The following is a 22762-nucleotide window of genomic DNA, read 5'->3' on the forward strand; positions in this document are numbered from 1 at the left end:
TTATTTTATCATTGCCATTTTAGTAGAGCTAAACGCGCTTACAAGGCAAATTTTGAATGCGAATTGCATACAAATGTTACAAGAAATTAAAAAAATCTCAGTTCATGCGTAGAAAACGCCGATTTGCGTATACAATAAATTCTTAAACCACGATGTTCAACTCTTAATTCACTTTCATTGGTTATTACTATGTCACAAACAATCACACTTTATGTCGATGGTGCTTGTAAAGGCAACCCGGGTCCTGGTGGCTGGGGCGCTTATATCATCACTGAAACAGAAGAACATAAGTTGTGTGGTGGTGAACTGGATACAACCAATAACCGCATGGAACTTACCGCAGCCATTGAAGGGATCGCATTTTGCCCAACCGAAGCAAAATTAGTGCTTTGGACCGATTCCAACTATGTAAAACGTGGCATTACCGAATGGATTGAAGGGTGGAAAAAGAAAAACTGGAAAGATGTAAAAAACCCAGATCTTTGGAAAAAACTCGATCAAACCTGCCAAGGTCGCGAAATTGAATGGAACTGGATTAAAGGCCATGCTGGACATGCAGGCAATGAAATGGCAGATCAATTGGCGAATTTAGGTACACAGCAAATACTCGACGCAAAAAAAAACACCACTGCGCCAACCAAACTGACTGAACCTATGGCAGTGGCTGATGATAAAAAAAAACATGAAAAAGACTGGCTGCTTGACGATCCCTTTGGATTTGACCTGATTGAATCAGATGAAATGATAGAATCGGAAATTAGCCCTCAGCAGGATGTTATGCCAGCTCATGAAATTGTGATGGAAGAACCATCTAACCAAGATATCAATGAAAATGATGAGCCAGCAATGAGCCAACCCGCAATGCGAGATATTCATCCACAAATTGTGATTACACCTGCGACGGTCCAGTTACATGGTCCTAAACAGTTTATTCTGGATACCGAGACCACCGGTTTCTATTATCAGGACAGTGACCGAATTGTTGAAGTTGGCGCAATTGAAATGGTCAATCGTAAACTGACTGGCAGTTCGATTCATATCTATATTAATCCAGAAAAACCAGTTGGCGATTCAGAAGCCATTCATGGTATTACCGATGAGTTTTTAAAAGATAAGCCAAAATATAGCGAAATTGCGCAAGTTTTATTTGACTACTTAAAAGGCAGTGAAATTATTGCGCATAATGCAAGCTTCGATATGAACTTCTTAGATATGGAGTTCAAGCGCAGTGGTCTACAGGCACTCTCAGAAGTATGTGAAGTGACTGATACCTTGGCAATGGCGAAAAGCAAACATCCCGGACAAAAGAACTCTTTGGATGCCTTAGTTCGCCGTTATGAAATTCCGCAACGAGATCGTACTTTCCATGGTGCCTTACTCGATGCTGAAATTTTATCTGACGTTTATCTTGCCATGACAGGCGGCCAAGTATCCTTTGACATGGATGCTCTTTCTGCACATACTGATCAGGCGCAAAGAAATACAACTCGGAAAAAAATTGAAATCAATGCCCCAATCATTTTGCCTTCAGATGAAGAATTAGAAGCACATGAGAACTGGGTCAAACAATTTCAAGAAAAACATGGGGAAGCCTGCATTTTTGCAAAATAAAATTTGAAATTGATGGCTATTTTTTCTGTAAAGATGGTCTTCTTCGGCTATATTAAAACTTAGAAAATTAGCCTCATTTTGAGGCTATGAAATAAAACATTCAGATACCCAGGATAGGTGCAGATCAATGTCTTACCAAACATCTATACATTTTGATCCGACAGCATTACTTATTATTAAAAAAGAAGTCGATAATTCAATTTTACAGGTAGAATCTGCTGTCAGTAGTTTAGTTGAAGACCAAACTTTACCCTTCGGTATTGATGATGCTTTGCTTCAATTTGAACAATGTGTAAATGTGCTGATGCTCATCGATATGCCGCATGTTGCTAAAATTGCGCAACTCTCAGCAGCGGTGATGCGTAAAGTGATGCAAAACCCACATGAGATCAATACTCAAGAAGTCATCGCTTTGAGTGAAGGCACCACCATGCTCAAACGCTATATTGAGTTTATTTGCCTTCGTGAAGTCAGAGCGCCACAATTTTTGCATGACACCTTAAATCGCTTAGAACTTTCTTTAGGTCTAGATCTAACACCTGAAGGTCAAGCAATTATTCCACTGCTCGACTGTGTAACACCGAATTTTAACTTGCCGCAATCACCTGAGTTAGAGCATTCAGTATATGTACATAAGCTGTATAAATTATGCTTACACAAGCTGCTCAAACAGCAAGAAACAGATTTAGATTTACAGGGCATCAAGCTGGTTGGGACTTATTTGGCAAATGCAGCCAAAGGCCAAGCAAGTGCACAATACTGGGCTTTGGTTTCAGTTGCTTTAAATCACATCGAAAACATCATTCTCAATGACACACGCCTCAGAACGCTAATCAGTATTGAAACCAATATGTCTTTATTCTTTAAAGATCTAAGCGGATTCAATCCATCTTTATTAGATACAGCCAATATTTTGAGTATTTGTATCAGCCAAGAAGATGAAATATCACAACACATCCGCGAACAGATTAATGTTGGCGAAGATATTCTGACTGACACTCAACTACAAATATTTAGTCGCCATTTATATGGCCCTGACTTTGAAACCATTCATAGTGTGAGCCAACTGATTACGGACGAAATGTCGCAAATCCGTAATGATATTGAGTTTAACTACAAAAATATGAGTGATGAAAAAACGCAAGAATTGAAAAGCAAACTGACCGATCTTGCGCATGTATTTAAAGTCTTGAATCTTAATGAAGCCTATAGCGGACTGAAACAACAGGCTGACCTACTGTCTCAAGACAACATGCTCAAAGATGAAAATTATGCGCAACAGTTGATGAACAGTATTTTATCAGCGATGAATTCGATTGGTATATTAGAGCGTAATTACACATCGAGTCGTTTACAGTTAAAAGTGAATAACTTGCAGATTTCATTAGATCGTCTAGATGAAGCACATGCAGCATTATTGACTGAGACCAAAGCGCTGGTTGATTTAAGCTCACAAACATTGGTGCAATATTTACAAGATCCTCAAAGCACAAGTTTAGACCAACTGCCATCACAATTAAGTGAAATTGGTGGTGCGCTGTTGTTCCTTGCAGCAAAAGATGGTCAAAAAGCATTGCTGCTCTCTGCGGAGTTTATTCAAACGGGTCTTAACAAAGAACACGTGTTTAACCTTGCACAAGTCAATAAACTGCTGGATGTTTTAGCCAGTGCAGACATGATGATTGAAAATCTACAAAATAAACAACCTGTTTTACAAGCCATGTTTGATGTAGCATTAACAAGTAGTCAAAATTTAAAATCGGTAGCCTAATGTCAGAATTATCACTTGCATATATCTTTCACCATCAACAACTTTTAGTGGATGAAAATTTACAACTGCCTAAAGTTGAAAAGTTAGCAAGTGATATCAGCTTTAACTCGGGTGATCAGATTATTGCCCGAGATCTATTTATCGAAGATCAAATTCCAGCGGGATATCAACTGATCCCGATTCGTCAATTGATTTCACAATGGACCAAATCTGAGTTTGAACAAGCCAGTCGTGCAGTACAGTTGCTAGAGTGGCGAAGAAACCATAAGTTTTGTAGCCACTGTGGTCACGAAACCGAGGTTCATCCCACTGAATATGCCATGGTCTGCCCTAGCTGTCGTTATCATCAATACCCGCGTGTACAACCGTGTATTATCACCGTGATTACTCGTGGCGATAACGAAATTCTATTGGCAAAAAATGCTAAGAATAAAAGCAAGATGTATGGTCTTATTGCGGGTTTTGTTGAGGTCGGTGAAACACTGGAAGAAGCGGTTAAAAGAGAAACGTTGGAAGAAGTTGGCCTACATGTCAAAAATGTCCAATATTTATCCAGCCAACCTTGGCCTTTTCCAAGTAATCTTATGCTGGCCTTTAAGGCTGAATATGAATCTGGTGAAATCGTCTTGCAAGAAGAAGAAATTAGTGAGGCTCAGTTCTTTAAGTTTGATCAGCTACCCGAAACGCCTTTTAGTGGCAGTATCGCCCATGCCATGATTGAACATGTAATTCACAATAGACCAATGCATAAAGACTGATCTTGATTGAGACATGTTCAAATCAAAAATGCCTAGCAAATGCTAGGCATTTTTCATTGCTTCATTTAAAACCTTAATAATTTCAGGTCGGGTTTTATAGAATCGACTAAACAGACTTGAAACACTGCCCATAATTGAAATATGACCAGTTTTAGGAATCGTGTAAATTTCACAATGATTGCCTTGTTCAAGTAATTGCTGTTTAAAATCTAAAGAGTTTTTAGCTTTAACGATCTGATCATTTTCCGCCAAGAACAAATAATGCTTTACCTCATTTTTTTCAACAAAATAATACGGCATTACTTGTTGATAAGGGATACTTTGATCAAACGCATTCTCGGCTAAAGCATCGCCTTTATAATCAAAATGATAAGGTCCAGCGATTCCAATCAAAGCTTTAATATTTTGTTTGATGGCCAGTTGGTAGTGCTTAGGATGATAAAGCAAAGACGCAATATTAAATGCGCCTGCTGAATGCCCCATCAAGGCAATTTTATCCATTGAAATACCAAAACGTGCTTGTTGTTGCTCCAAATAATTCAATGCAACAGCAAGATCATCAATATAGCTTGGAAATTTATGCTCAGGTGCCAAATGATAGTTCAGCACTGCCACGTTATAACCAAAACGGCTAAACGCCTCGCCTACAAATTTATAAGCACTTTTATCGCCATGACTCCATGCCCCACCATGAACAAAAAGAATCAGCGCATTTTGTTGCTTTTTATTAGAAATATATAAATCTAAACGTTGTCTCGCCTTTAAGCCATAGGCAATATTATGCTGAATGGAATAGCCCTTTTTAGGGGTCAAGCCATTAATGGTAATACTGCCTAAATCGTATAAACGAAAATCTTGATAGTGCGATTTAAATTGAGATTTTAGGTGTTCAAACTGCTTTCCAAATCTAACTTTTAAAACTTTTAACCTATTGTTGAATAACATTATTATTTGGCTCTGTAGCATTAGGATCAATCGCAACAGGTGTCTGTACATCAGGTTGTTGTTGTACATTATTTACCACAGGTGCTGTGAAAGATGAAGTTTGGACTGAATTATTTGCTTGTTCGATGTTATCAATCAAGGTCACAATTTTAGTCACATTTCCAACTTTTTGTAAAACATCATTTAAATCTGCAATTTCAGCATTGTTTAAACGACCTAAAACATACAACACGCCGTCTTCTGTATGGATCAAGACTTTATTGTCTGAAACCACAGGCGCTTTCATCACTAAACCACGAGTATTCACAGTAACTGATGCATCTTGCATGATGGTGCTATAACCGATTTGATTGCCTACAGTCAGGTAATTATGGACTGCTTGTACATCGCTCATTGCTCGTAGATTATCTTCTGCCAACTGTTTTAAATGTGCATCTGGCACTTGCCCTGTCAGTAACACATTGCTATGAAAACTATTAATATTGACACGAGATTGCTTAAATCGAGCATCCAACTTATACAAGTTGATTTTTGCAGTTCGCTCAATAGAAGAATCAATAAACACTTGTCCTAAAGATCGAACACCACTATCTGTTCCCACTGGTGAAGAACCAGTACCACCTGAGATAAAACTCGCGCAACCAGACAAACTTGCTACACACATCATGGTGATGACAATACGTTTTAACACTCAGCAAGACTCCTATTAATTTCAGCCTGCTAAACAACCCATTTAAACGTCGTTAACATGCTGGAAAATATATTTATTTTTGAAATAACCGTACATAAATTTCAGTCACAGATTAATCAAGTCTGCATCTAAAGTAAATGCATTTTCAATCCAAGATTGATCATAAGAGATTTTACTGAGGTCTTGCTGTACGTTTTTTGCAATTTTATGATGTAAATCAAAACCAATCACATCGAAACGGCAATAATATTGTTCATATTGTGGATATTCTTGTAAAAACTTAAACGCCGTTTTAATCATTTTTTGTTGCTTTGATTGATTTACCGTTTCAAAAGCATGCCCCATTTGTGTCGGGGTCCTTGCTTTCACCTCAACAAAGATTAACTCTTGTTTAGACTGCGCAATAATATCTATTTCACCAAAGCGCGAGAAATAATTCAATTTTACAATCTCGTAGCCATGTTGAAGCAGTAATTTCACTGCTTCTTGCTCCGCCCATTGTCCTAAATTATTTTTTGCCATGAGAAACCTGTCATCACAAAGGCACTAAATTATTTTTTGAACGTTCAAAACATTGCGGAATACGTTCAACACGATTTCCATCAATTTTAATTTTTCCAGTGCGTCCATTAAAGGTTAAGCTTTTTACATTCGGATCCAAAACAAATTGCTCAGCAATATGCCAAGCATCTCCACCAAAGGCATATAAACGCTGATACGGTAACGAGGTCGGTTTATCTTTATAAGCTTTGACCACATCATCCCATTCGGCGATGTATAAGGCTGGAACATCACAGAATTTCATCCCTTTAGGCAAGGCCTTTTTTTCATCAACGGCAATGGCTTGGGTATAAATTTTTTTCTTCTGTAATTTAGGAAAACTGGTCAACCATTGGTTTGAACCTAACAGTAAAATACCCTCTCGATCCGAAATCGACTTCGGCATATGCTCTACAGGATCAACTTCACCCATATAATTGGCAAATAATGCATTTAAAAAGTTAATAGATTCTGCTTCTGTGCCTTTTTCACGCACCACATAGAGTTTGCTGACTTTATCATGCTGGATATAATCAAGCAGCGCCAATGCATCGTCATTTTTAGAAAGACTATATTGCCAAACACTTTTATAGCTTGGATAAACTTCATTAAGTGCCAATACAGGTACTTTAGGCTTTAAATTAATTAAAGCCTCAACATCAGGCCGAGCCAAAGGCCCAATAATCATTTTAGTCTTTTTATTGACATGCTGCTTTAACAGCGCTTTGATGGTCTTTTGATCTGAATCGACAAATTTTAAGGGTATTTCATTCTTTGAGGCCTGCGCGGCACTTAATATTCCTTGTTTAATACTCAAACCCGCTCGCGACATAGGGCCTGTTTCAGGTAATATAACCAGAATTTCTGCGTGAACTTGGATTGTAAATCCAACCATTCCCAACACAACCACTCTTTTAATACTGTTCAACACTAACTTATTCTTCATGGAGACCTTTATGAGTGCTCAATTATTCGTCGTAGCGACCCCAATTGGGCACTTAGATGATATGACTTTTCGTTCTATTGAAGTTTTAAAGTCTGTTTCTGTTATTGCGGCAGAAGATACACGTCAATCTGCTCAATTATTAAAGCACTATAATATCTCAACTCCGCTCACAGCGTGTCATGATCACAATGAAAGTAACAAAATTGATATACTTATCGAAAAATTAAAAAGCGGTCAGAATATTGCGCTGGTCAGTGATGCTGGTACACCATTGATTAGTGACCCGGGTTTTAAATTGGTCCGTGCTGCTCAGGAGAATGGTATTCGCGTCATTCCTGTGCCGGGTGCATGTGCTGCTATTGCTGCGCTAAGTGCTGTGGGTTTACCCAGTGATCGTTTTAGCTTTGAAGGCTTCTTATCGTCAAAACAATCACAACGATTGATTCAATTAGAAAAATTAAAACATGAATCACAAACCATGATTATCTATGAAGCGCCTCATCGTATTTTAGACAGTGTCAAAGATATGGCTGATGTTTTTGGTGCAGATCGCCCTGTGGGTTTTGCACGTGAAATTACCAAAACATTTGAAACGATTAAAAAGATGACTTTGGGCGAGTTGGTGACATTTATTGAAAATGATCGCAACCAGCAAAAAGGTGAAATTGTTTTAGTTATTGGTGGTGCACCAGATGCCAAAGATCAAGATGTGGAACAAGAGAAGTTAGATCAACTTTTAAATCGCTTATTACAAGATTTATCGGTCAAGGCGGCATCACAACTTGCTGCAGATCTAACCGGCATCAAAAAGAAAATCGCCTATCAACGTGCTTTAGAACTGACTAATCAACAATAATTTTATTTCTTGAGTTGAGAAATGCATATATAAGCATTTCTCAATCTGCTTTTCTACAAGCAACTGATTGCTCTGATTACTTTTTCCCCTGCCTTAATCTATTAAAACACAATAAGTTTTAATCCCACACTGATCAATCTGGCACGTATAAAAGCTGATGCAAAAAAATCATCAAAAGTACAACATTCCTAATGATTTAATCAGTCATACACTTAAAGCAAGCAGCAAGGATCCATAAAAATAAAATAGTTCATTAAAAGTTCAAGTAAAAAGTCACAAACACTAAAACTTTTTAAGATTGAGATTTAAACATCTAAAAATAGACAGCATTCCAACCAAATTTAAAAAAGCACCTTTCGGTGCTTTTAAAATCAATCTTTAGCAGATTCATCTGGTGGAACTTCGGTAATTCTCCCACCACGCGCTAAAAATGCAGCGACTTCATCTTCCAACGCTTCACGCTGTCTTTTTTTCGCTGTCACAGTGAGTGTTTCAGCTTCAGCCAAATCTGTATCTGAAACTGTAGAGTCACTTGCCGCAGCGCCTTTTTCAGCCGCTTTAGCTTCATCATCGTCTACTGCATGATCTTCTGAATTATCATCATAATCATTTGTATCTGTCATCTTTAACTCCCCATCAATGACGTCAATGTACCATCCGAAAAATGGTGATGTTTTACAGAGAAATGTATCAAGCTCTTCGCCATTCGACTAGTATCTAGATACACAAAATCGTGTTTTTTTTCATCAAATTCGTAATGTTGTTTAAATGATTGGTTAAAAAATATCAGAAATCCAATTAAATGGCATATTGCGTGCTTTTTAAAGTTGCCAGCCCATTGGCTTGTGCCATAAATTGATCTTTTAAAAATGGCTTATTTTCAACTTGTTTTAAGCCAAAGTTACGCGCCCAAACCAATGGAAATATTTCCGCAGTTTCTACAAAACCAATCATCGACATGCTATGCATCATGGCATCATTTTGCCCTTTACGTTGGTGTTCATAACGCTTTAAGGTTTGTTCATGTGCCCATACGCCACGCTGTTTATCTTTAAGTAATACATCACACAGAATAGCAGCATCTAAACACCCGATATTTACGCCTTGCCCAGCTAAAGGATGAATTACATGCGCTGCATCGCCAATCAAGGCCAGCCCATCTTTTACATAACGTTGTGCCGCACGCGCCTTAAGTGGAAATTGAGCCCGTGGTGTCGCTTCAACGATCTTGCCCAACATATGATGACTTTCACGTGTCAATAATTCACAAAAATCAGCATCATCTAAGCGCGCATATTCTTCTGCATAATCATCAGGTAAGGTCCAAACGATTGAAATCCAGTGTTCAGCTTGTTCTGGCTTTAAACTCGCCATCGGTAAAAATGCCAATGGGCCTGTCGGATGGAAAATCTGACGAGCCACATATTGGTGTGGTTGTGTGGTACGAATCGCACAGGTCAAACCTGCCTGTTGATAATCTAAAACATCAAGATCGATAAATGCTTGATCACGAACAAATGAATTTGCACCATCTGCACCAATCACTAACTTGGTCTTTAGCTCAGTCCCATCTGCAAGTTTAATGATCCAACAACCTACCCCCTGCTCTACTCGCACAACTTTAACTTGAGTACGATAATCTTGCAGTTGCTCCAACATTTCCTGTTGGATGGCAAGGTTTAATAAACTTGGTTCAACCATTGAACCTAAGCTTTGCTCAGCTGTAGGAAAGTTTTCTGAGGCTTGCCCAAAGTTAATTTCACCATAACCATTTTTATTCCAGACTTGCATGCCTGTATAGGGCATTTGGCGAGCGATTTTTTCCCATACATTCACCGTTTTTAACAAGTGAATCGTGGCTTGGCTCAAGGCTAAAACCCGCGGATTAGCAACAGCTAAAGTCTTTTCAGCATCTAAAATAGGGGCTGCATCTAAAACTGTGGCTTGCACACCGCCCTGTGCTAAAAGTAATGCGGTTAAGCCACCCACCAGACCGCCACCAACAATCACCACATCTAACATATCTTGCTGTGTCATGCTTTTAATCCCATCGCATAATTGGCAACCAAAGGTTTTATCCCCGGAATCACATCAAAAGCCACCAAGCCAGTATTACGCAATAATTTTAAGACTGGATTTTGATTACTAAATCCACGCACTACAGAATCACAGAATTTAATCACACGTTGCTGATCAGTTAGGCGAGATTGTTCATAGGCCTTTAACATCTCAGGTTGACCAATATCATCAGATTGAGCAATTTGCGTTGTGATATAACGCATCAGCACATCTGCATCACGCATACACAAGTTAAAACCTTGTCCAGCGACAGGATGAATCGTATGTGCAGCATTACCCATCAAAATTACCCGACCCACCGCTTGTTTTTCAGCAAGCACTTGTGCCAATGGGAAGCTAAAACGTTTACCTGTTTTTTGGAATTTACCTGCACGATCACCATAAGTTTGCTGTAAAGCATCAAGGAAATGTTGGTCATTTTCATCACCCAACCATTCATCTTCTGTGCCTTTTTTCACTGGCCAAACCACTGAACGACGACATTCCCCCGGCAATGGAAGCAATGCCAATGGACCTAAATGGCTAAAGCGTTCAAAGCCCACTTGATGATGTGGTTTAGAGGTTTGTACTGTTGTGACAATTGCCACCTGATCATAATCATGCACATCCACACCAACACCTAAAGCTTGGCGACAGAAAGAATCACGACCATCCGCAGCAATCAACAATTTGGCTTTAAGTGAATGGGTATATTCTTCACCTCGATTGGCTTCAACATATACATAGTCACCCTCTTGTTTTAGTGAGGTGACTTGTACACCGTCGATCAATTCAATTAAAGCTTGCTGGCGAACTTGAGTCAGTAGTACACGGCCTAGCCATGCATTTTCAATCACTTGCCCAAAACTTTCGACTTTTTCTTGATCTGCAACTAAACGTGCTTTACCAAAACTGCCTTGTTCAGTGATATGTACTTCGAGAATAGGAGTCGCATGTTCTTGCAAAGCATCCCAAAGACCGAGTTTTTGATAAATTTGCACGGTACGACGTGATAGCGCGGTATTTCGTGCATCAAAACTGGAATGATAGGGTGCAAGATTGGCATCATCATAATTTGGATATTTCACAGCCTCTAAAAGCTTTACCGCAATATTGGCTTTTGCCAACATCAGAGCCAAGCTCAGCCCAACCATTCCACCGCCGACGATGATGACTTCTTGTTGCATGCTTTTATCCTTTCTATATGTGATTCAGCGTACTGAATACTTATAATCTTGATTGATTTCATATTACATCAAGCAAAGTCATTTTTATATTGAAATAGGAAATTGTTGGCTGTATTTGTACTGAATCAATACGCTATTTTTAACATAACTATGAAAATTAAAAATTCTAGCCAAGAATTAAGCATATTATTTAGCTCGGTCGATATGGCACCTTAAAGGTATTGTTTAAATATCAAACAAGAAGAATAGAAAAATGTCGTTGATAACTTTACGATATAGCCATAATCAATTTAAAAAAAATGTAACATTTCATAAACAGTGATTAAAACTGTCTCGCATCATTTCTCTTTCTCTTATCCACTCACCATACTCTCTACACATGAGTATAAATCGATCGAGATACTGACCTTCTTCTGTCAGTGAGTATTCAACTTTTACAGGTTTTCCCTCATAGACATTCCTTTCTATAAACCCTTTATTTTCAAGAAAATTTAATTCTAAAATAAGCATTCGTTGCGAGATATTCGGAATATTATTTTTAATCTCACTAAATCGTCGGGGTTTCTCTAGTAAAAAGGACAAAATCATCATTTTCCAACGACCAGCTAATTGCACAAATACCTCTTCAACGGGGCAACCTGAGCGATATTGTATGAATTTGAAATAATCTTTACATACATTTATTGAACATATTGCCAAATATCAGGATCTTTATAAGTTTCATCAATCTGATAACCTGCTATCTTTGCTCTACTCTCTTTCATTCTTCGATCATTCTTATTTTCATCTAGCTCTCTTAAAAAAGCTTGTTGTAACTGCTCAGAACTCATTGTATCTGAATCAGAAATAGCATTTCGTCCAGCATATCTAAAATGCTCAAAACTATATCTCACCATATATTGTTCTTTTTTATCATCTTTATAAGTTCTATTAATCACAATATCTACTCGAACATCATTATTGTATAAATTAAAAACTAACCTATTAGTCTTTGATAAAATTTCTTGTAATTCCTTAGGGCTTAATTTAACTGTAGGATCAACTACGTCTCCCATATTTTGATCCATATATTTGAGATTTTCTTTTTTATCTATGCGAGCTGCATAAGGTAAAAAATACTGCTTCCATTGCTGAGTATTCATTTGATCAATAATCTTTGTATACGCAGTATATGCTTCTTGGCTATTGGTATACTCATTCTGATGTAAACTGGCATTGATATCCATAATCTGAATACCGTCATTACTGCGTCTCGCAATTTGTGTTCCCATGACGCTTATGACATTGTCAATTTCAAAGTTACTCTTCCCAGTTACAACTTTTACTTTACCGAGTTGTGGTGGAGTCCAATCAAGTGATAAAAAATTCATTCCAGCAGATTGGCGATCTATAGGAGTATGGCTATATTGAATAAAATCTTTTAGGCCTTGCTCACCAAAATGTAGATCGATAACGTCTAATTGCTGACTCGTGACTTGAGTATTCTTATTTGTGATGTTACTTGGCTGACATGCCAATAAAGAACAGGACATTACCGTCAAAAAAGTTGAAATAAAACTGAATCTCATATGTATCACTATGATTTACCCTTATTTCTATTTAAATATTTTTATTTATTTCAATCATAAAACCCACACAATCTCTCTTATTATCTCCTAAAGCTGGAAATATAGCCCAATGCTTTAACAAGGTTGTTTCAGTAAATCCTGTTTCAATCAGAACGTTTCGTGATTTCACATTTTCTGCATCACAAAAAGTCTCTATTCTTTTAAGCCTACTGCTATTTTTTAAATAAGCAATGACAGCAGTGATTGCTTCCCTCATAAAGCCCTGCCCTTGAAATTTACCTCCAAGCCCAAAATGAATTTCACCGTGATCTCCCTTGTGAATAAACATCACAAGCCCCATGGCTAAATTGGTTTTGCGCTCGCCAATAATCCAAGCAAAATCTTTATCATTATTTTCCCATTTTGTACCACTCCAATTTTCAAACATACACTTGGTTTGCTCAATATTGACATGTGGTCGCCTTTGTAAGTATTTCGAAGACTCCCTGTCTCCGCAATACTCATGAAAAAGTGAGATTTCATCACCGTGAACAAACTTGCGTAAAATCAAACGATTTGTTTCTACTGGCTTAGCTAAAACGGTGTAAGTATCCATACATACTCACCTTTCAAATTAAAAACTTATACTGACTTTGCCATCAATGCTTCAATATCTTCAATCGATTTCACCACATTTTTGGTCAAGACCAATGGCCCCTGTTCAGTTGCAACCACATCATCTTCAATCCGAATACCGATACCACGCCATTTTGCATCCACTGTTTCATCATCAGGTGCGATATATAAACCTGGTTCAACAGTAACAACCATACCCTGCTCATAGCTACGCCATTGACCATTTTCATCTTTATATGCGCCAACATCATGCACATCCATACCGAGCCAATGCCCTGTACCATGCATATAAAACTGACGATAGCCTTCAGATTCAATAATTTGATCAACATCACCTTGCATAATACCAAGCTTGACCAAACCTTCTACCATGATCCGTACTGCAACATTATGCGGTTCTTTATAAGAATGACCGATTTGAATTGCATCAATCGCAGCAATTTGTGCATCTAAAATAATTTGATATAGCGCTTTTTGTTCAGAGCTAAACTTACCATTTACAGGAAAAGTACGGGTGATGTCTGAGGCATAGCATTCATACTCAGCGGCCGCATCAATCAACACCAAATCACCATCTTTTAACGGTTGGTTGTTCTCAACATAATGTAAAATACAGCCATTTTTTCCACCACCCACAATACTGTTATAAGCAGGTACACAACCATTCTGACCAAAAATATAATTCAGCTCAGCTTCTAAAGCATACTCCATCATCTCAGGATGAACTTTTTGCATGGCACGCGTATGCGCGTCTGCGCTGATATTTGAGGCGATTTGCATCAATTCAATTTCTTGATCGGACTTATGCAAACGCATTTCATCTAAAATTTGATCAAGTTGAATCAACTGCGTTGGAACGCCAAAACCACGTCCAGATTCATTGGCTTTGGTGATCCAAGTACTGACCTTGGCATCAAAATCTGCACGTTGACCAATACGATAGAATAATTTTTCTTTATTTAAAATTTTGGCAATAATTTCTTCGTCAAGCAGATCAATCGCATAAGCTTCATCTGCTTCATAATCATCAACCGCACCATCGATTCCAGCGCGGTAACCATTCCAGATTTCCATCTCACGATTACGTTCACGACAGAACAAGCTATAGATATATTCCTCACCAGTTTCATCTGTTTCTATGACTGCAACTGCTTGTGGCTCTGCAAAACCCGTTAAATAGAAAAAGCTACTGTCTGCACGAAACTTATAATCAGCATCTCGGTTACGCATGACTTCTGGACTGGTTGAGATAATTGCAATGCTATTGGGACCCATTTGTTCAGCGAGGCGGTCACGACGTTCCTGAAAATCTGCTTGAGTTAATTTCATTCTCTATTCAGCTTGTATTTCAGATGATTAATTTGGAAGAAGCTTTAACTTACAATTACGCTTAGATGAATGCAAATACTGATGACTCAATATTTGCATATTTTAAAATAATTTTATTATTTCTCCTGTTCTCCGCTCAATCGCGACAATAGAACAAGCAAATCATTCCAAATTAAAAAAATTTAACCCTTTACATCACTACTTTATTCAACTTCGATGTTTTTAAAGTGAATAAAAAGCACGGTAAAGGGCGCTGTAAAACTGGCTGCTCATCAAACATAGATGTTCTCAAAGTTTAAGTTTCTTAGCTTTTTTCTTAGTTTTAGCTTGGGCGATGTGGAGTAAACATCTCTACAACATTGTTACTTTCAGAAGCATCAATTGCTTGTTTCATTTTGCTATGAAAATTTTGCAATAAAGGGCTTTCAGATACTGGAACTTTTTTTCGTCCCATTGATAATGACACAGGGATCAAGCGTACAAATTCATACAACTCAAGATAGCTTGCTTCACCCTCATCATCGTCATCTGATTCATCAAACTCAACAGATGCGACATCTTGTAAACTTTCAATGAGTTCTTGTTCATCTGCGCGAATATGCCCAGAAGCCAAACCAAAGCCAAGCACAACCCCTGCACACCAATCTGCCAGTGATTGCACACGCTCAGCCAATGTATGCTCATCATCTGGAAGCATTGGAAGATAGTCTAAATCATCGTCTGAAAGCGCATGTGATACGTCCTCAGCTTCATCAGACAATAGCGCAAGCGCTTCATCGTCTAATTTTGGCACATCAAGCGTAGATAAAATTTGTAACCATTCATCTCGAGTCGGAACTTCAGTAACACAAACTATACCTGTCAGTAAGCCATGTAACTCACTCGGGCTTGAAATTTCCTCAATCCCCTCAAAATTTTGATTCCAATCTGACCAACCTGAAATATCGTCTTGCATTCGTTTATCCAATCTCTATACTTCTGTATATATTACCTTTGATTGCAAATCTGTGCGACCCGTTATGTTAGAACAATTACAGCGTCTACAGACGCATATTGGTGTTTTAAAAACACGAATTGAAACTGTTGAGAAAGAAAATGCATCGCTGTTAAAAGAAAAGGATAACAGCGAAGAGCAATCTCATGCTCAAATTAGCCATAAAAATAGCATTATCACCCAAAAACAAGATGAAATTGATACGCTCACTGAGCAACTCTCTCAGTTACAAAATCAATTTCAACAGCTCAATACAGATGCCACGTCTTTAGCTGAGCGTTATGGGCGTTTGGAAAAAAGCTGTACCGATTTAAAAAATCGTTTTCAGGAAATTTTGGCTGAACGTAATGAATTGCGTGTGGTTAAAGAAAAAATGGCAAATGAACAGCGCCATCACTTACAAGACATCAAAGGTCTTCAAGATGAGCGTGAACGTTTAATTCAAAAAAATGAACATGCCAAAACAAAAGTGGAAGCCATTATTCAACGCCTTTCGATTTTAGGGACTGAACAAGATCATCATGCGCAAGAAATCCAACAGCTTGCTCATCCATCAGAGTCTAATGAGGAAGTATGAGTATGACTGAACATGTGACTGTAGAATTACGCTTAATCGAGCAAAGTTTCCGTTTAGGCACCACAACAGATAAGCAACCAGAACTCGAACGTGCTGGTCGACTTTTAAATGAAAAGTTTCAAGAATTTCGCCGTAAAGCCCCTAATGTTGAACACAATAAATTGGTGATCATGGTGGCTTTAGAACTGATGCAAGAAGTTTTAGGCATGAATAAATCGTTACAAGAATATGCACAATGCGAACGTTTATTAGCGACCATGTTAGAAGATGTTGAAAAAGCGGGATAAACCGCTTTTTTTTCGTGCAATTGATTGGTTTTTTTATGCTGTATTTATAAATTATGAGCGTTGGTGATTTGCCACAATCTCCAAATTATGTATACTTAATACAACTCTAGGGTGTTCGCCAGTACGTCTATTCCCCTGCCGATACTTAAACTTATGGATGTGTTCTGTATATTTTGAGTGTATGCCCACCTTGAGTGGGAAACCCATTAAGTGTACGTCGCGTCCACCTTGAACTCATCGGGTTCAGGGTAACGACCATGCAGCGGCATCTCTGGAGTGTTTTATTTTCAAATCCTTATAAAATTATAAATATATGTTGAAGATGCCTTTAATTCCATTTCCAAAAATATAGCCCTACCTATAGGTCATAGCGAAACAACTATCTATTCTCTTTGATCCACGCGATAAACTGATTAAGTCGGACCTGCACCATCATTCAAAAACTGAACTGATTCCAAACACAATTTTTTCCATTCAGCTGCAAATTCTTCTTCTGCTTTTTGTTTACCTAAATTTGTGGCGTACACGGGTTTTGCTTCTGCATCAGCAATGATGACTTCTAAATTTTTTGCATTATTACTTAGTTCGCCTTTTAAATTAAATGCTGTATTTAAATCAACACCAAACTGTCTTAACTGCATGATCATTCCAGCACTTTCTGCAATAATTTTGCAGTGATCTATTTGATTTGCATAAATTTCCGGGCTAAATGATAAAAGCAATAAAATTCTCAATTTCATTTTTATAGTCCTTAGAATTTTTCTAATTACATTGATTATATGCATAGAGATCATCTAGCGCCATGCTTCCAAACGATCTATTAAAATCACAAACATCATCGTTTATGCACGATATGAATTAGATATTTATTTTTATTGAAGAGCATAATTTCTTTTTCATTATTCTATTAAAACCCATAAATCTGCATCATCAAACTTCCCATCCACTAGAGCTAAAATATCGCTATGCTCTATACAAGCTCGATACTTCAAACTTATGTTACTACCTCTGAGTTGCTATAAATCATCAGAGGTGGATCAGGAAATTTGAACAACACTTATAAGTGATATTTTGCTCCCCAAATGATGTTATAAACATCAATATATGGAGTATTTTATGGCACGTAGACCAAGAAGAAATCATTCAAATGATTTTAAAGCTAAGGTAGCACTTGCTGCGATTAAAGCAGAAAAAACACTTGCTGAATTGAGTGCTGAATTTGATGTTCATCAAAACCAAATTATCGACTGGAAAAATCAACTGATTTCAGCTTCCTCGCAAGCTTTCGATCAATCAAAAGCTCCAACAGAACCACCCATCGATCTAAAAAAACTACATGCAAAAATCGGTGAGCAGGCATTAGAAATTGATTTTTTAGAAGGTGTGTTGAAGAAACTGGGCCGCTTCAACCACAAAAGTTAATCGATGACTCACTTCAGATTTCAGTATCTAAGCAAGCTCAGCTGCTGAAAGTCTCCCGTGGTTGTTATTACTATCGCCCAAAACCTGTGAGTGCATCAGATCTGAAGCTGATGCGGTGTATGGATGAGTTACATATGCAATACCCTTTTGCAGGTAGCCGTATGATGCGTGATTTGTTGAATCGTCAAGGACATCATATAGGACGACGTCATACACGTACTTTAATGAAGAAAATGGGCATTAATGCGTTATATTGCAAACCAAATTTAAGCCAGGCTAATCAAGCTCACCGCAAATATCCATATCTGCTCAAAGGATTGGCTATTCAGCGCAGTAATCAAGTGTGGTCTACGGATATAACGTATATCCCTATGGCAAAAGGCTTTGTTTATTTATGTGCTGTGATTGATTGGCATAGCCGCAAGGTACTTGCGCATAGAGTATCGATTAGTATGGAGGTTACATTTTGCATAGAAACATTAAATGAAGCTATTGAAAAATATGGTCGACCTGAAATATTTAATACAGACCAAGGCAGTCAGTTTACCAGTGATGCATTTATTGATGTATTGAAATCAAATGACATCCAAATCAGCATGGATGGTAAAGGTCGATGGGTTGATAATGTGATGGTTGAACGATTATGGCGGAGCGTTAAATATGAAGAGGTGTATCTCAAAGCCTACAGCAATGTTTTGGATGCGAAGAAGCAATTAAACGCATATTTTGAATTTTATAATTTGAAACGACCTCATTCGAGTCTGGACAAAATGACTCCAGATGAGTTTTACTATGACCAGCTACCACAACAAAATAAGGTAGCTTAACTAGAGCAGAGTATCACTTATAAATAAGCTTTTAGTTGTTCAAACATGTGGGACCACCTCTCATCTAAGCCTAAGAAAAATATAGAAACAATACCAATCCAAGCGTAATCAAAGATATGATTAACCATACATTTATACAATTAAAGCTTTTGATGAAATTCCACATTTTGCTATCCCTTAGAAATGGCTAAGGAATTCTACTTTTTTGGGTTTAATTTAAAAATTATAAATTAGTCTGAGTTCCAAAAAAGACGACTAAGAAAAAAACCATTTAAGCACATAGAAATCAAATTAAAATATAAAATCTACAAGCATTCTTTATAGTTCATTGTAAAACTTTTCAAAAACTCACCTTTAGCATTATTTAATTGATAAACAATATTGCCTCGTGTTGTTTTTTTAAATACTTCAGACTCAAACAAATCACCTTTACTACAGATGTTGTTTTTGGTCAGATTTTTATACTTGTTTTCATCAAATTTCGCTCTTAGATCTTCTGCAGACTCAATCCCCTTTAAATCAGATACAAGCAACAATCCATTGCCGGTCAATCTAATTCTAGAAATGTTTGTTAAATCATCTGATTGATTCGGCTTAATGTTCGAAAAATTGTGATTAATCACTTTGACTAAGCCATTGTACAATTCGAGATTAATGATATTGAATTGATCATCAACCGCACCAACTTGCAAAAAAGGTTCGTCTAATGGGCTTTGCGCTTTCAATTCAGCACATAGTAAAAAACTGAGTATAAACAATAAATATCGCAACGTAGTTCTCCTCATCAACGATCCAGCTGTTGAAACAAAACACTGCAAATACAAGTTTAAGCGAGTGCATAACGATAACTAGACTCGCTATACAACCACAAATTTGTCGGTACTTACTGCCTATATCCCTCCTTTATCCATCAAAAGAAAAAGTGAGATAATGACATAGGTTCAAAATTAATTCTTTCATATACTAAAAAGCCCATCTTTCGATGAGCTTAGATTTAAAGTTATGAGTTGTTCCACTCACCAGATTGAACGCCTAACTCATCATCACCAGTCATCAAAACTGCTGTTAAAATTGGAACCGCTAAAATCACTGGGAAAAACACAATCCATAGATCAATGGATAGCTTATTGGAAAAAACAAAATGAATCACGATCGCAATTAAAGCCAATATTCCAAACAAAATACTTGCGAATCGAGTGGCAAATTTTAAAAGCATTTTTTATTCCCCTTGTAATTAAAAATTTTTACTGTATTTACTCTCATAGTTATGTCCTATTTTTAGAAATTAAGCAAAGCACTTTGATGTAAAACAGCCCCTATTTTGAGGTATATTTACAAAAACCTTAAAAAAAATATGGATTTCTATAAAAGCTGACATTTTTATTTAATTTTTTAACTTTTTTCTTATGCCTAAAACCCAATAAAGCCATATCTAGAATGTGAGACAGATCAAACATATTTCACATTTGCTCATCTCCGCGCTTTATCCATCATTTAAAACCAAAGTCGGTGAGATTTACGCAATCCACAGATTTACCAACTTCATCCACCGTCACTTTGGTTTAAAAATTTAGACAACACACTCAGTTCACTGAAATCAGGTGTGAGCATGAGATTTAATATCGAATGTATATTTTAAACATTTGATATTCTTAAAAAACATAATTACTTTTTAGCTTGATTGATGTTTAACTTGAGTATTTGGTAGGAACAAGGTCACAAAACCTAATAGTGGTAAAAATGAACATAATTGAAATACCCAATCTATGCTATTTTTATCTGCGAGATAGCCTAACCCCGCTGCTGCTATACCACTTACTCCAAACATGAGACCAAACATCAGTCCCGCAATCATTCCTACACGACCAGGCACAGCTTCTTGTGCATAAACAACCATCGCAGAAAATGCTGACGACATAATTAATCCAGCTATCATTGCGAAAGTACAAGTCCAGAATAAATTTACATAAGGTAAAGCCAGTGCAAACGGTATCATTCCCAAGAAAGATATCCAAATCACTGCTCTACGCCCAATTCGATCACCAATAGGCCCACCAAAATAAGTTCCTATTGCAACAGTAGCTAAAAAAGCAAAGAGATATAACTGAGCACTTTGAATGGAAAGATGGAACTTTTCAATTAAGTAAAAAGTATAATAATTACTTATACTTGCAATATAAGTAAACTTAGCAAACATCAATATAGCAATAATACTAAGTGCGCGAAATAAAGTACGGCCATGTAATTTAAAACTTGGTAAAGATATACTTTTGCTGAGTTGTTTTTGTGCATTATTTATTGTCCATTTACTTACTTTAAATAAAATCCAAATTGCGATTAAGGCAAATAACATCAGCCATGCTGTTGAAGCCTGACCATTTGGAACAATAATGATTGCAGCAAGTAAAGGACCTATCGCTGATCCTGTATTTCCACCCACTTGAAAAGTTGACTGAGCTGTACCAAACTTTCCTCCAGAGGCCATTCTCGCAACACGTGAGGCTTCAGGATGAAATGTTGAAGATCCAACTCCAATTAAAGATGCTGATAACAGCAACATATAGAAACTATTAGAAAAAGCCAGCATGAATATGCCAATCAGTGTAATTATCATCCCCAATGGCAAAAGATAAGGTTTAGGATATTTATCGGTATGCAATCCAATCCATGGTTGTAATAATGAAGCGGTAACTTGATAAACCAGTGAAATTATTCCGATTTGAGTGAAATTTAATGAAAAACTATCTTTAAGTAATGGGTAAATTGCGGGAAGCGAAGCTTGAATTAAATCATTTAATAAATGAGCGAAAGCAACTGCGAAAATAATGTGATGTACCATCTTAGGGACGTTTGGAGCATCCATCCGATGATCTTGATGTGTTGGTGAACTAGATTGCATAAACAAACCTTTATTACATGAAACTTTATGGTTTAGTATAAATTGTCATATTGACTTGTATATTCCAAAAATTATCGCCTAAGTGACAAATTTTAAGAGTGTATATCGATGCCAGTAAACTCAGACTCGGTAACCACATTGGTTATTTCTAAAGGCTCCAAGCATAAATATGGAAGTGTTATCGCACCACATATGCATAGCCGCGCGCAGTTGCTCTATGCGTCTCAAGGTGCAATACGTGTTCAAACGGCTGATCATATCTGGCTTATCCCTCCGCAATGTGCACTGTGGATCCCTGCATTTGTTGAACACAGTGTGATTTCATTAAGCGAGGTCAGATTAAGTACGGCTTTAGTTGAAAAAAATGCTGCAGATATTTTGGGAGAAAAATGTTTTTTAGTGAGAATGAGTAACCTTTTACGTGAATTAGTTCTTAGGCTTAATCAACTAGATACAATGAAAGATCACGAAACGCCATACAGCGAAGATTTAGAGAAATCCTTACAACTGCTAATTTTTGATGAAATAAAAAAGGCACCTACATATCCAATAGAAATTCCCAAACCTAAAGATAAACGTCTTATCTTAATCTGTGACTATTTAATTAATAATCCGAACAACGCTAAGGAATTAAATATCTGGGCTGATGAAATTGGCACGAGTCCAAGAACCTTAATTCGATTATTTAAAAAAGAAACAGGTTTGTCCTATCGTGGGTGGATTCAACAAATGCACATTGTCTTGGCCTTAAGCCAACTGGCTCAAGGCAAAAGTATATCTCATATATCCGCTTCATTAGGTTATACCAGCCAGAGTGCATTTAGTGCGATGTTTAAACGGCACTTAGGGCATCCACCTCAAAGTTTTAAATAATTTTTTTA

At 37.3% G+C, this 22762-nt stretch carries 24 protein-coding genes and 1 other RNA gene; 9 read left to right on the forward strand and 16 right to left on the reverse strand.

Features of this window, described 5'->3' with window-relative positions; all coding sequences use genetic code 11:
- Positions 1–189 precede the first annotated feature (189 nt).
- From dnaQ to nudC, 3 genes are all read left to right on the forward strand, one after another.
- The gene (dnaQ, locus tag L3V46_RS14925; RefSeq protein WP_239046130.1) at positions 190–1611 is read left to right on the forward strand and encodes a DNA polymerase III subunit epsilon; all 1422 of its coding nucleotides are present in this window, start codon (positions 190–192) and stop codon (positions 1609–1611) included.
- Positions 1612–1738: 127 nt separating this feature from the next.
- Positions 1739–3382 (forward strand): hypothetical protein, encoded by a 1644-nt coding sequence (locus L3V46_RS14930; RefSeq protein WP_034614264.1) that lies wholly within the window; start codon positions 1739–1741, stop codon positions 3380–3382.
- On the forward strand, positions 3382–4140 hold the full coding sequence (gene nudC, locus L3V46_RS14935; protein ID WP_034614261.1) for an NAD(+) diphosphatase: 759 nt from the start codon (positions 3382–3384) through the stop codon (positions 4138–4140). The genes L3V46_RS14930 and nudC overlap by 1 nt, the downstream gene beginning before the upstream one ends.
- Positions 4141–4182: 42 nt before the next feature.
- Here nudC and L3V46_RS14940 read toward each other — a convergent pair whose 3' ends face one another.
- From L3V46_RS14940 to L3V46_RS14955, 4 genes are all read right to left on the reverse strand, one after another.
- On the reverse strand, positions 4183–5085 hold the full coding sequence (locus L3V46_RS14940; RefSeq protein ID WP_034614258.1) for an alpha/beta hydrolase: 903 nt from the start codon (positions 5083–5085) through the stop codon (positions 4183–4185).
- Positions 5069–5776 (reverse strand): BON domain-containing protein, encoded by a 708-nt coding sequence (locus tag L3V46_RS14945; protein WP_239046131.1) that lies wholly within the window; start codon positions 5774–5776, stop codon positions 5069–5071. Before L3V46_RS14945 ends, L3V46_RS14940 begins: the two co-directional genes overlap by 17 nt.
- Before the next feature lie 105 nt (positions 5777–5881).
- Positions 5882–6298 (reverse strand): YraN family protein, encoded by a 417-nt coding sequence (locus L3V46_RS14950; protein WP_239046132.1) that lies wholly within the window; start codon positions 6296–6298, stop codon positions 5882–5884.
- 13 nt (positions 6299–6311) lie between these two features.
- Positions 6312–7262: a penicillin-binding protein activator gene (locus L3V46_RS14955; RefSeq protein ID WP_096733564.1), complete on the reverse strand. Its 951-nt coding sequence runs from the start codon at positions 7260–7262 to the stop codon at positions 6312–6314.
- A gap of 10 nt (positions 7263–7272) precedes the next feature.
- Here L3V46_RS14955 and rsmI point away from each other — a divergent pair, with 10 nt between their 5' ends.
- Positions 7273–8118 carry a 16S rRNA (cytidine(1402)-2'-O)-methyltransferase gene (rsmI, locus tag L3V46_RS14960; RefSeq protein ID WP_004819970.1) on the forward strand — a complete coding sequence of 282 codons (846 nt, stop codon included), beginning with the start codon at positions 7273–7275 and terminating at the stop codon, positions 8116–8118.
- A gap of 371 nt (positions 8119–8489) precedes the next feature.
- Here rsmI and L3V46_RS14965 read toward each other — a convergent pair whose 3' ends face one another.
- The 8 genes from L3V46_RS14965 to L3V46_RS15000 all read right to left on the reverse strand — a co-directional run bounded on the left by L3V46_RS14965 (position 8490) and on the right by L3V46_RS15000 (position 15830).
- On the reverse strand, positions 8490–8741 hold the full coding sequence (locus tag L3V46_RS14965; protein WP_004722066.1) for a hypothetical protein: 252 nt from the start codon (positions 8739–8741) through the stop codon (positions 8490–8492).
- Positions 8742–8916: 175 nt separating this feature from the next.
- Complete coding sequence (locus L3V46_RS14970) at positions 8917–10155, reverse strand: FAD-dependent monooxygenase (protein WP_239046133.1); 1239 nt, start codon at positions 10153–10155, stop codon at positions 8917–8919.
- The gene (gene ubiH / locus L3V46_RS14975) at positions 10152–11363 is read right to left on the reverse strand and encodes a 2-octaprenyl-6-methoxyphenyl hydroxylase (protein WP_034614245.1); all 1212 of its coding nucleotides are present in this window, start codon (positions 11361–11363) and stop codon (positions 10152–10154) included. The genes L3V46_RS14970 and ubiH overlap by 4 nt, the downstream gene beginning before the upstream one ends.
- Before the next feature lie 309 nt (positions 11364–11672).
- A complete protein-coding gene (locus L3V46_RS14980) occupies positions 11673–12017 on the reverse strand; it encodes a helix-turn-helix domain-containing protein (protein ID WP_343212687.1) in 345 nt (114 codons plus the stop codon).
- 26 nt (positions 12018–12043) lie between these two features.
- Positions 12044–12895, reverse strand: a complete 852-nt coding sequence (locus L3V46_RS14985) for a hypothetical protein (RefSeq protein WP_239046134.1) — start codon at positions 12893–12895, stop codon at positions 12044–12046.
- Positions 12896–12962: 67 nt separating this feature from the next.
- Positions 12963–13526 (reverse strand): GNAT family N-acetyltransferase, encoded by a 564-nt coding sequence (locus L3V46_RS14990; RefSeq protein ID WP_239046135.1) that lies wholly within the window; start codon positions 13524–13526, stop codon positions 12963–12965.
- A gap of 26 nt (positions 13527–13552) precedes the next feature.
- Entirely contained in the window at positions 13553–14875 is a 1323-nt protein-coding gene (gene pepP / locus L3V46_RS14995; protein ID WP_239046136.1) for a Xaa-Pro aminopeptidase, read from the reverse strand.
- 322 nt (positions 14876–15197) lie between these two features.
- The gene (locus L3V46_RS15000; RefSeq protein ID WP_004819950.1) at positions 15198–15830 is read right to left on the reverse strand and encodes a UPF0149 family protein; all 633 of its coding nucleotides are present in this window, start codon (positions 15828–15830) and stop codon (positions 15198–15200) included.
- Between the two features lie 64 nt (positions 15831–15894).
- Here L3V46_RS15000 and L3V46_RS15005 point away from each other — a divergent pair, with 64 nt between their 5' ends.
- From L3V46_RS15005 to ssrS, 3 genes are all read left to right on the forward strand, one after another.
- Positions 15895–16446, forward strand: a complete 552-nt coding sequence (locus L3V46_RS15005) for a hypothetical protein (RefSeq protein ID WP_004722081.1) — start codon at positions 15895–15897, stop codon at positions 16444–16446.
- Positions 16447–16448: 2 nt separating this feature from the next.
- Positions 16449–16733, forward strand: a complete 285-nt coding sequence (locus L3V46_RS15010; RefSeq protein WP_004819948.1) for a cell division protein ZapA — start codon at positions 16449–16451, stop codon at positions 16731–16733.
- Between the two features lie 100 nt (positions 16734–16833).
- Positions 16834–17015, forward strand: a non-coding RNA gene (ssrS, locus tag L3V46_RS15015) — 6S RNA.
- Positions 17016–17146: 131 nt separating this feature from the next.
- Here the strand turns inward: ssrS and L3V46_RS15020 are convergent.
- Positions 17147–17473: a hypothetical protein gene (locus L3V46_RS15020; RefSeq protein WP_239046137.1), complete on the reverse strand. Its 327-nt coding sequence runs from the start codon at positions 17471–17473 to the stop codon at positions 17147–17149.
- Between the two features lie 376 nt (positions 17474–17849).
- Between L3V46_RS15020 and L3V46_RS15025 the strand changes: the two genes are divergently transcribed.
- A protein-coding gene (locus L3V46_RS15025; RefSeq protein ID WP_225367773.1) for an IS3 family transposase occupies positions 17850–18982 on the forward strand; the annotation gives its coding sequence in 2 pieces (ribosomal slippage) (positions 17850–18102 and positions 18102–18982; 1134 coding nt in all).
- Positions 18983–19287: 305 nt separating this feature from the next.
- Here L3V46_RS15025 and L3V46_RS15030 read toward each other — a convergent pair.
- The 3 genes from L3V46_RS15030 to L3V46_RS15040 all read right to left on the reverse strand — a co-directional run bounded on the left by L3V46_RS15030 (position 19288) and on the right by L3V46_RS15040 (position 21845).
- A complete protein-coding gene (locus tag L3V46_RS15030; RefSeq protein WP_239046138.1) occupies positions 19288–19752 on the reverse strand; it encodes a hypothetical protein in 465 nt (154 codons plus the stop codon).
- A 230-nt stretch (positions 19753–19982) separates the two neighbouring features.
- A complete protein-coding gene (locus tag L3V46_RS15035) occupies positions 19983–20198 on the reverse strand; it encodes a hypothetical protein (RefSeq protein ID WP_004819941.1) in 216 nt (71 codons plus the stop codon).
- 456 nt (positions 20199–20654) lie between these two features.
- The gene (locus L3V46_RS15040) at positions 20655–21845 is read right to left on the reverse strand and encodes an MFS transporter (protein ID WP_239046781.1); all 1191 of its coding nucleotides are present in this window, start codon (positions 21843–21845) and stop codon (positions 20655–20657) included.
- Positions 21846–21989: 144 nt separating this feature from the next.
- Between L3V46_RS15040 and L3V46_RS15045 the strand changes: the two genes are divergently transcribed.
- Positions 21990–22754, forward strand: coding sequence for a helix-turn-helix transcriptional regulator (locus L3V46_RS15045; protein ID WP_239046139.1), 765 nt, complete (start codon positions 21990–21992; stop codon positions 22752–22754).
- The last annotated feature ends 8 nt before the right edge of the window (positions 22755–22762 follow it).

Origin of the sequence: Acinetobacter sp. AG3, assembly GCF_022343575.1 — a bacterium.
Taxonomy (GTDB): domain Bacteria; phylum Pseudomonadota; class Gammaproteobacteria; order Pseudomonadales; family Moraxellaceae; genus Acinetobacter; species Acinetobacter guillouiae.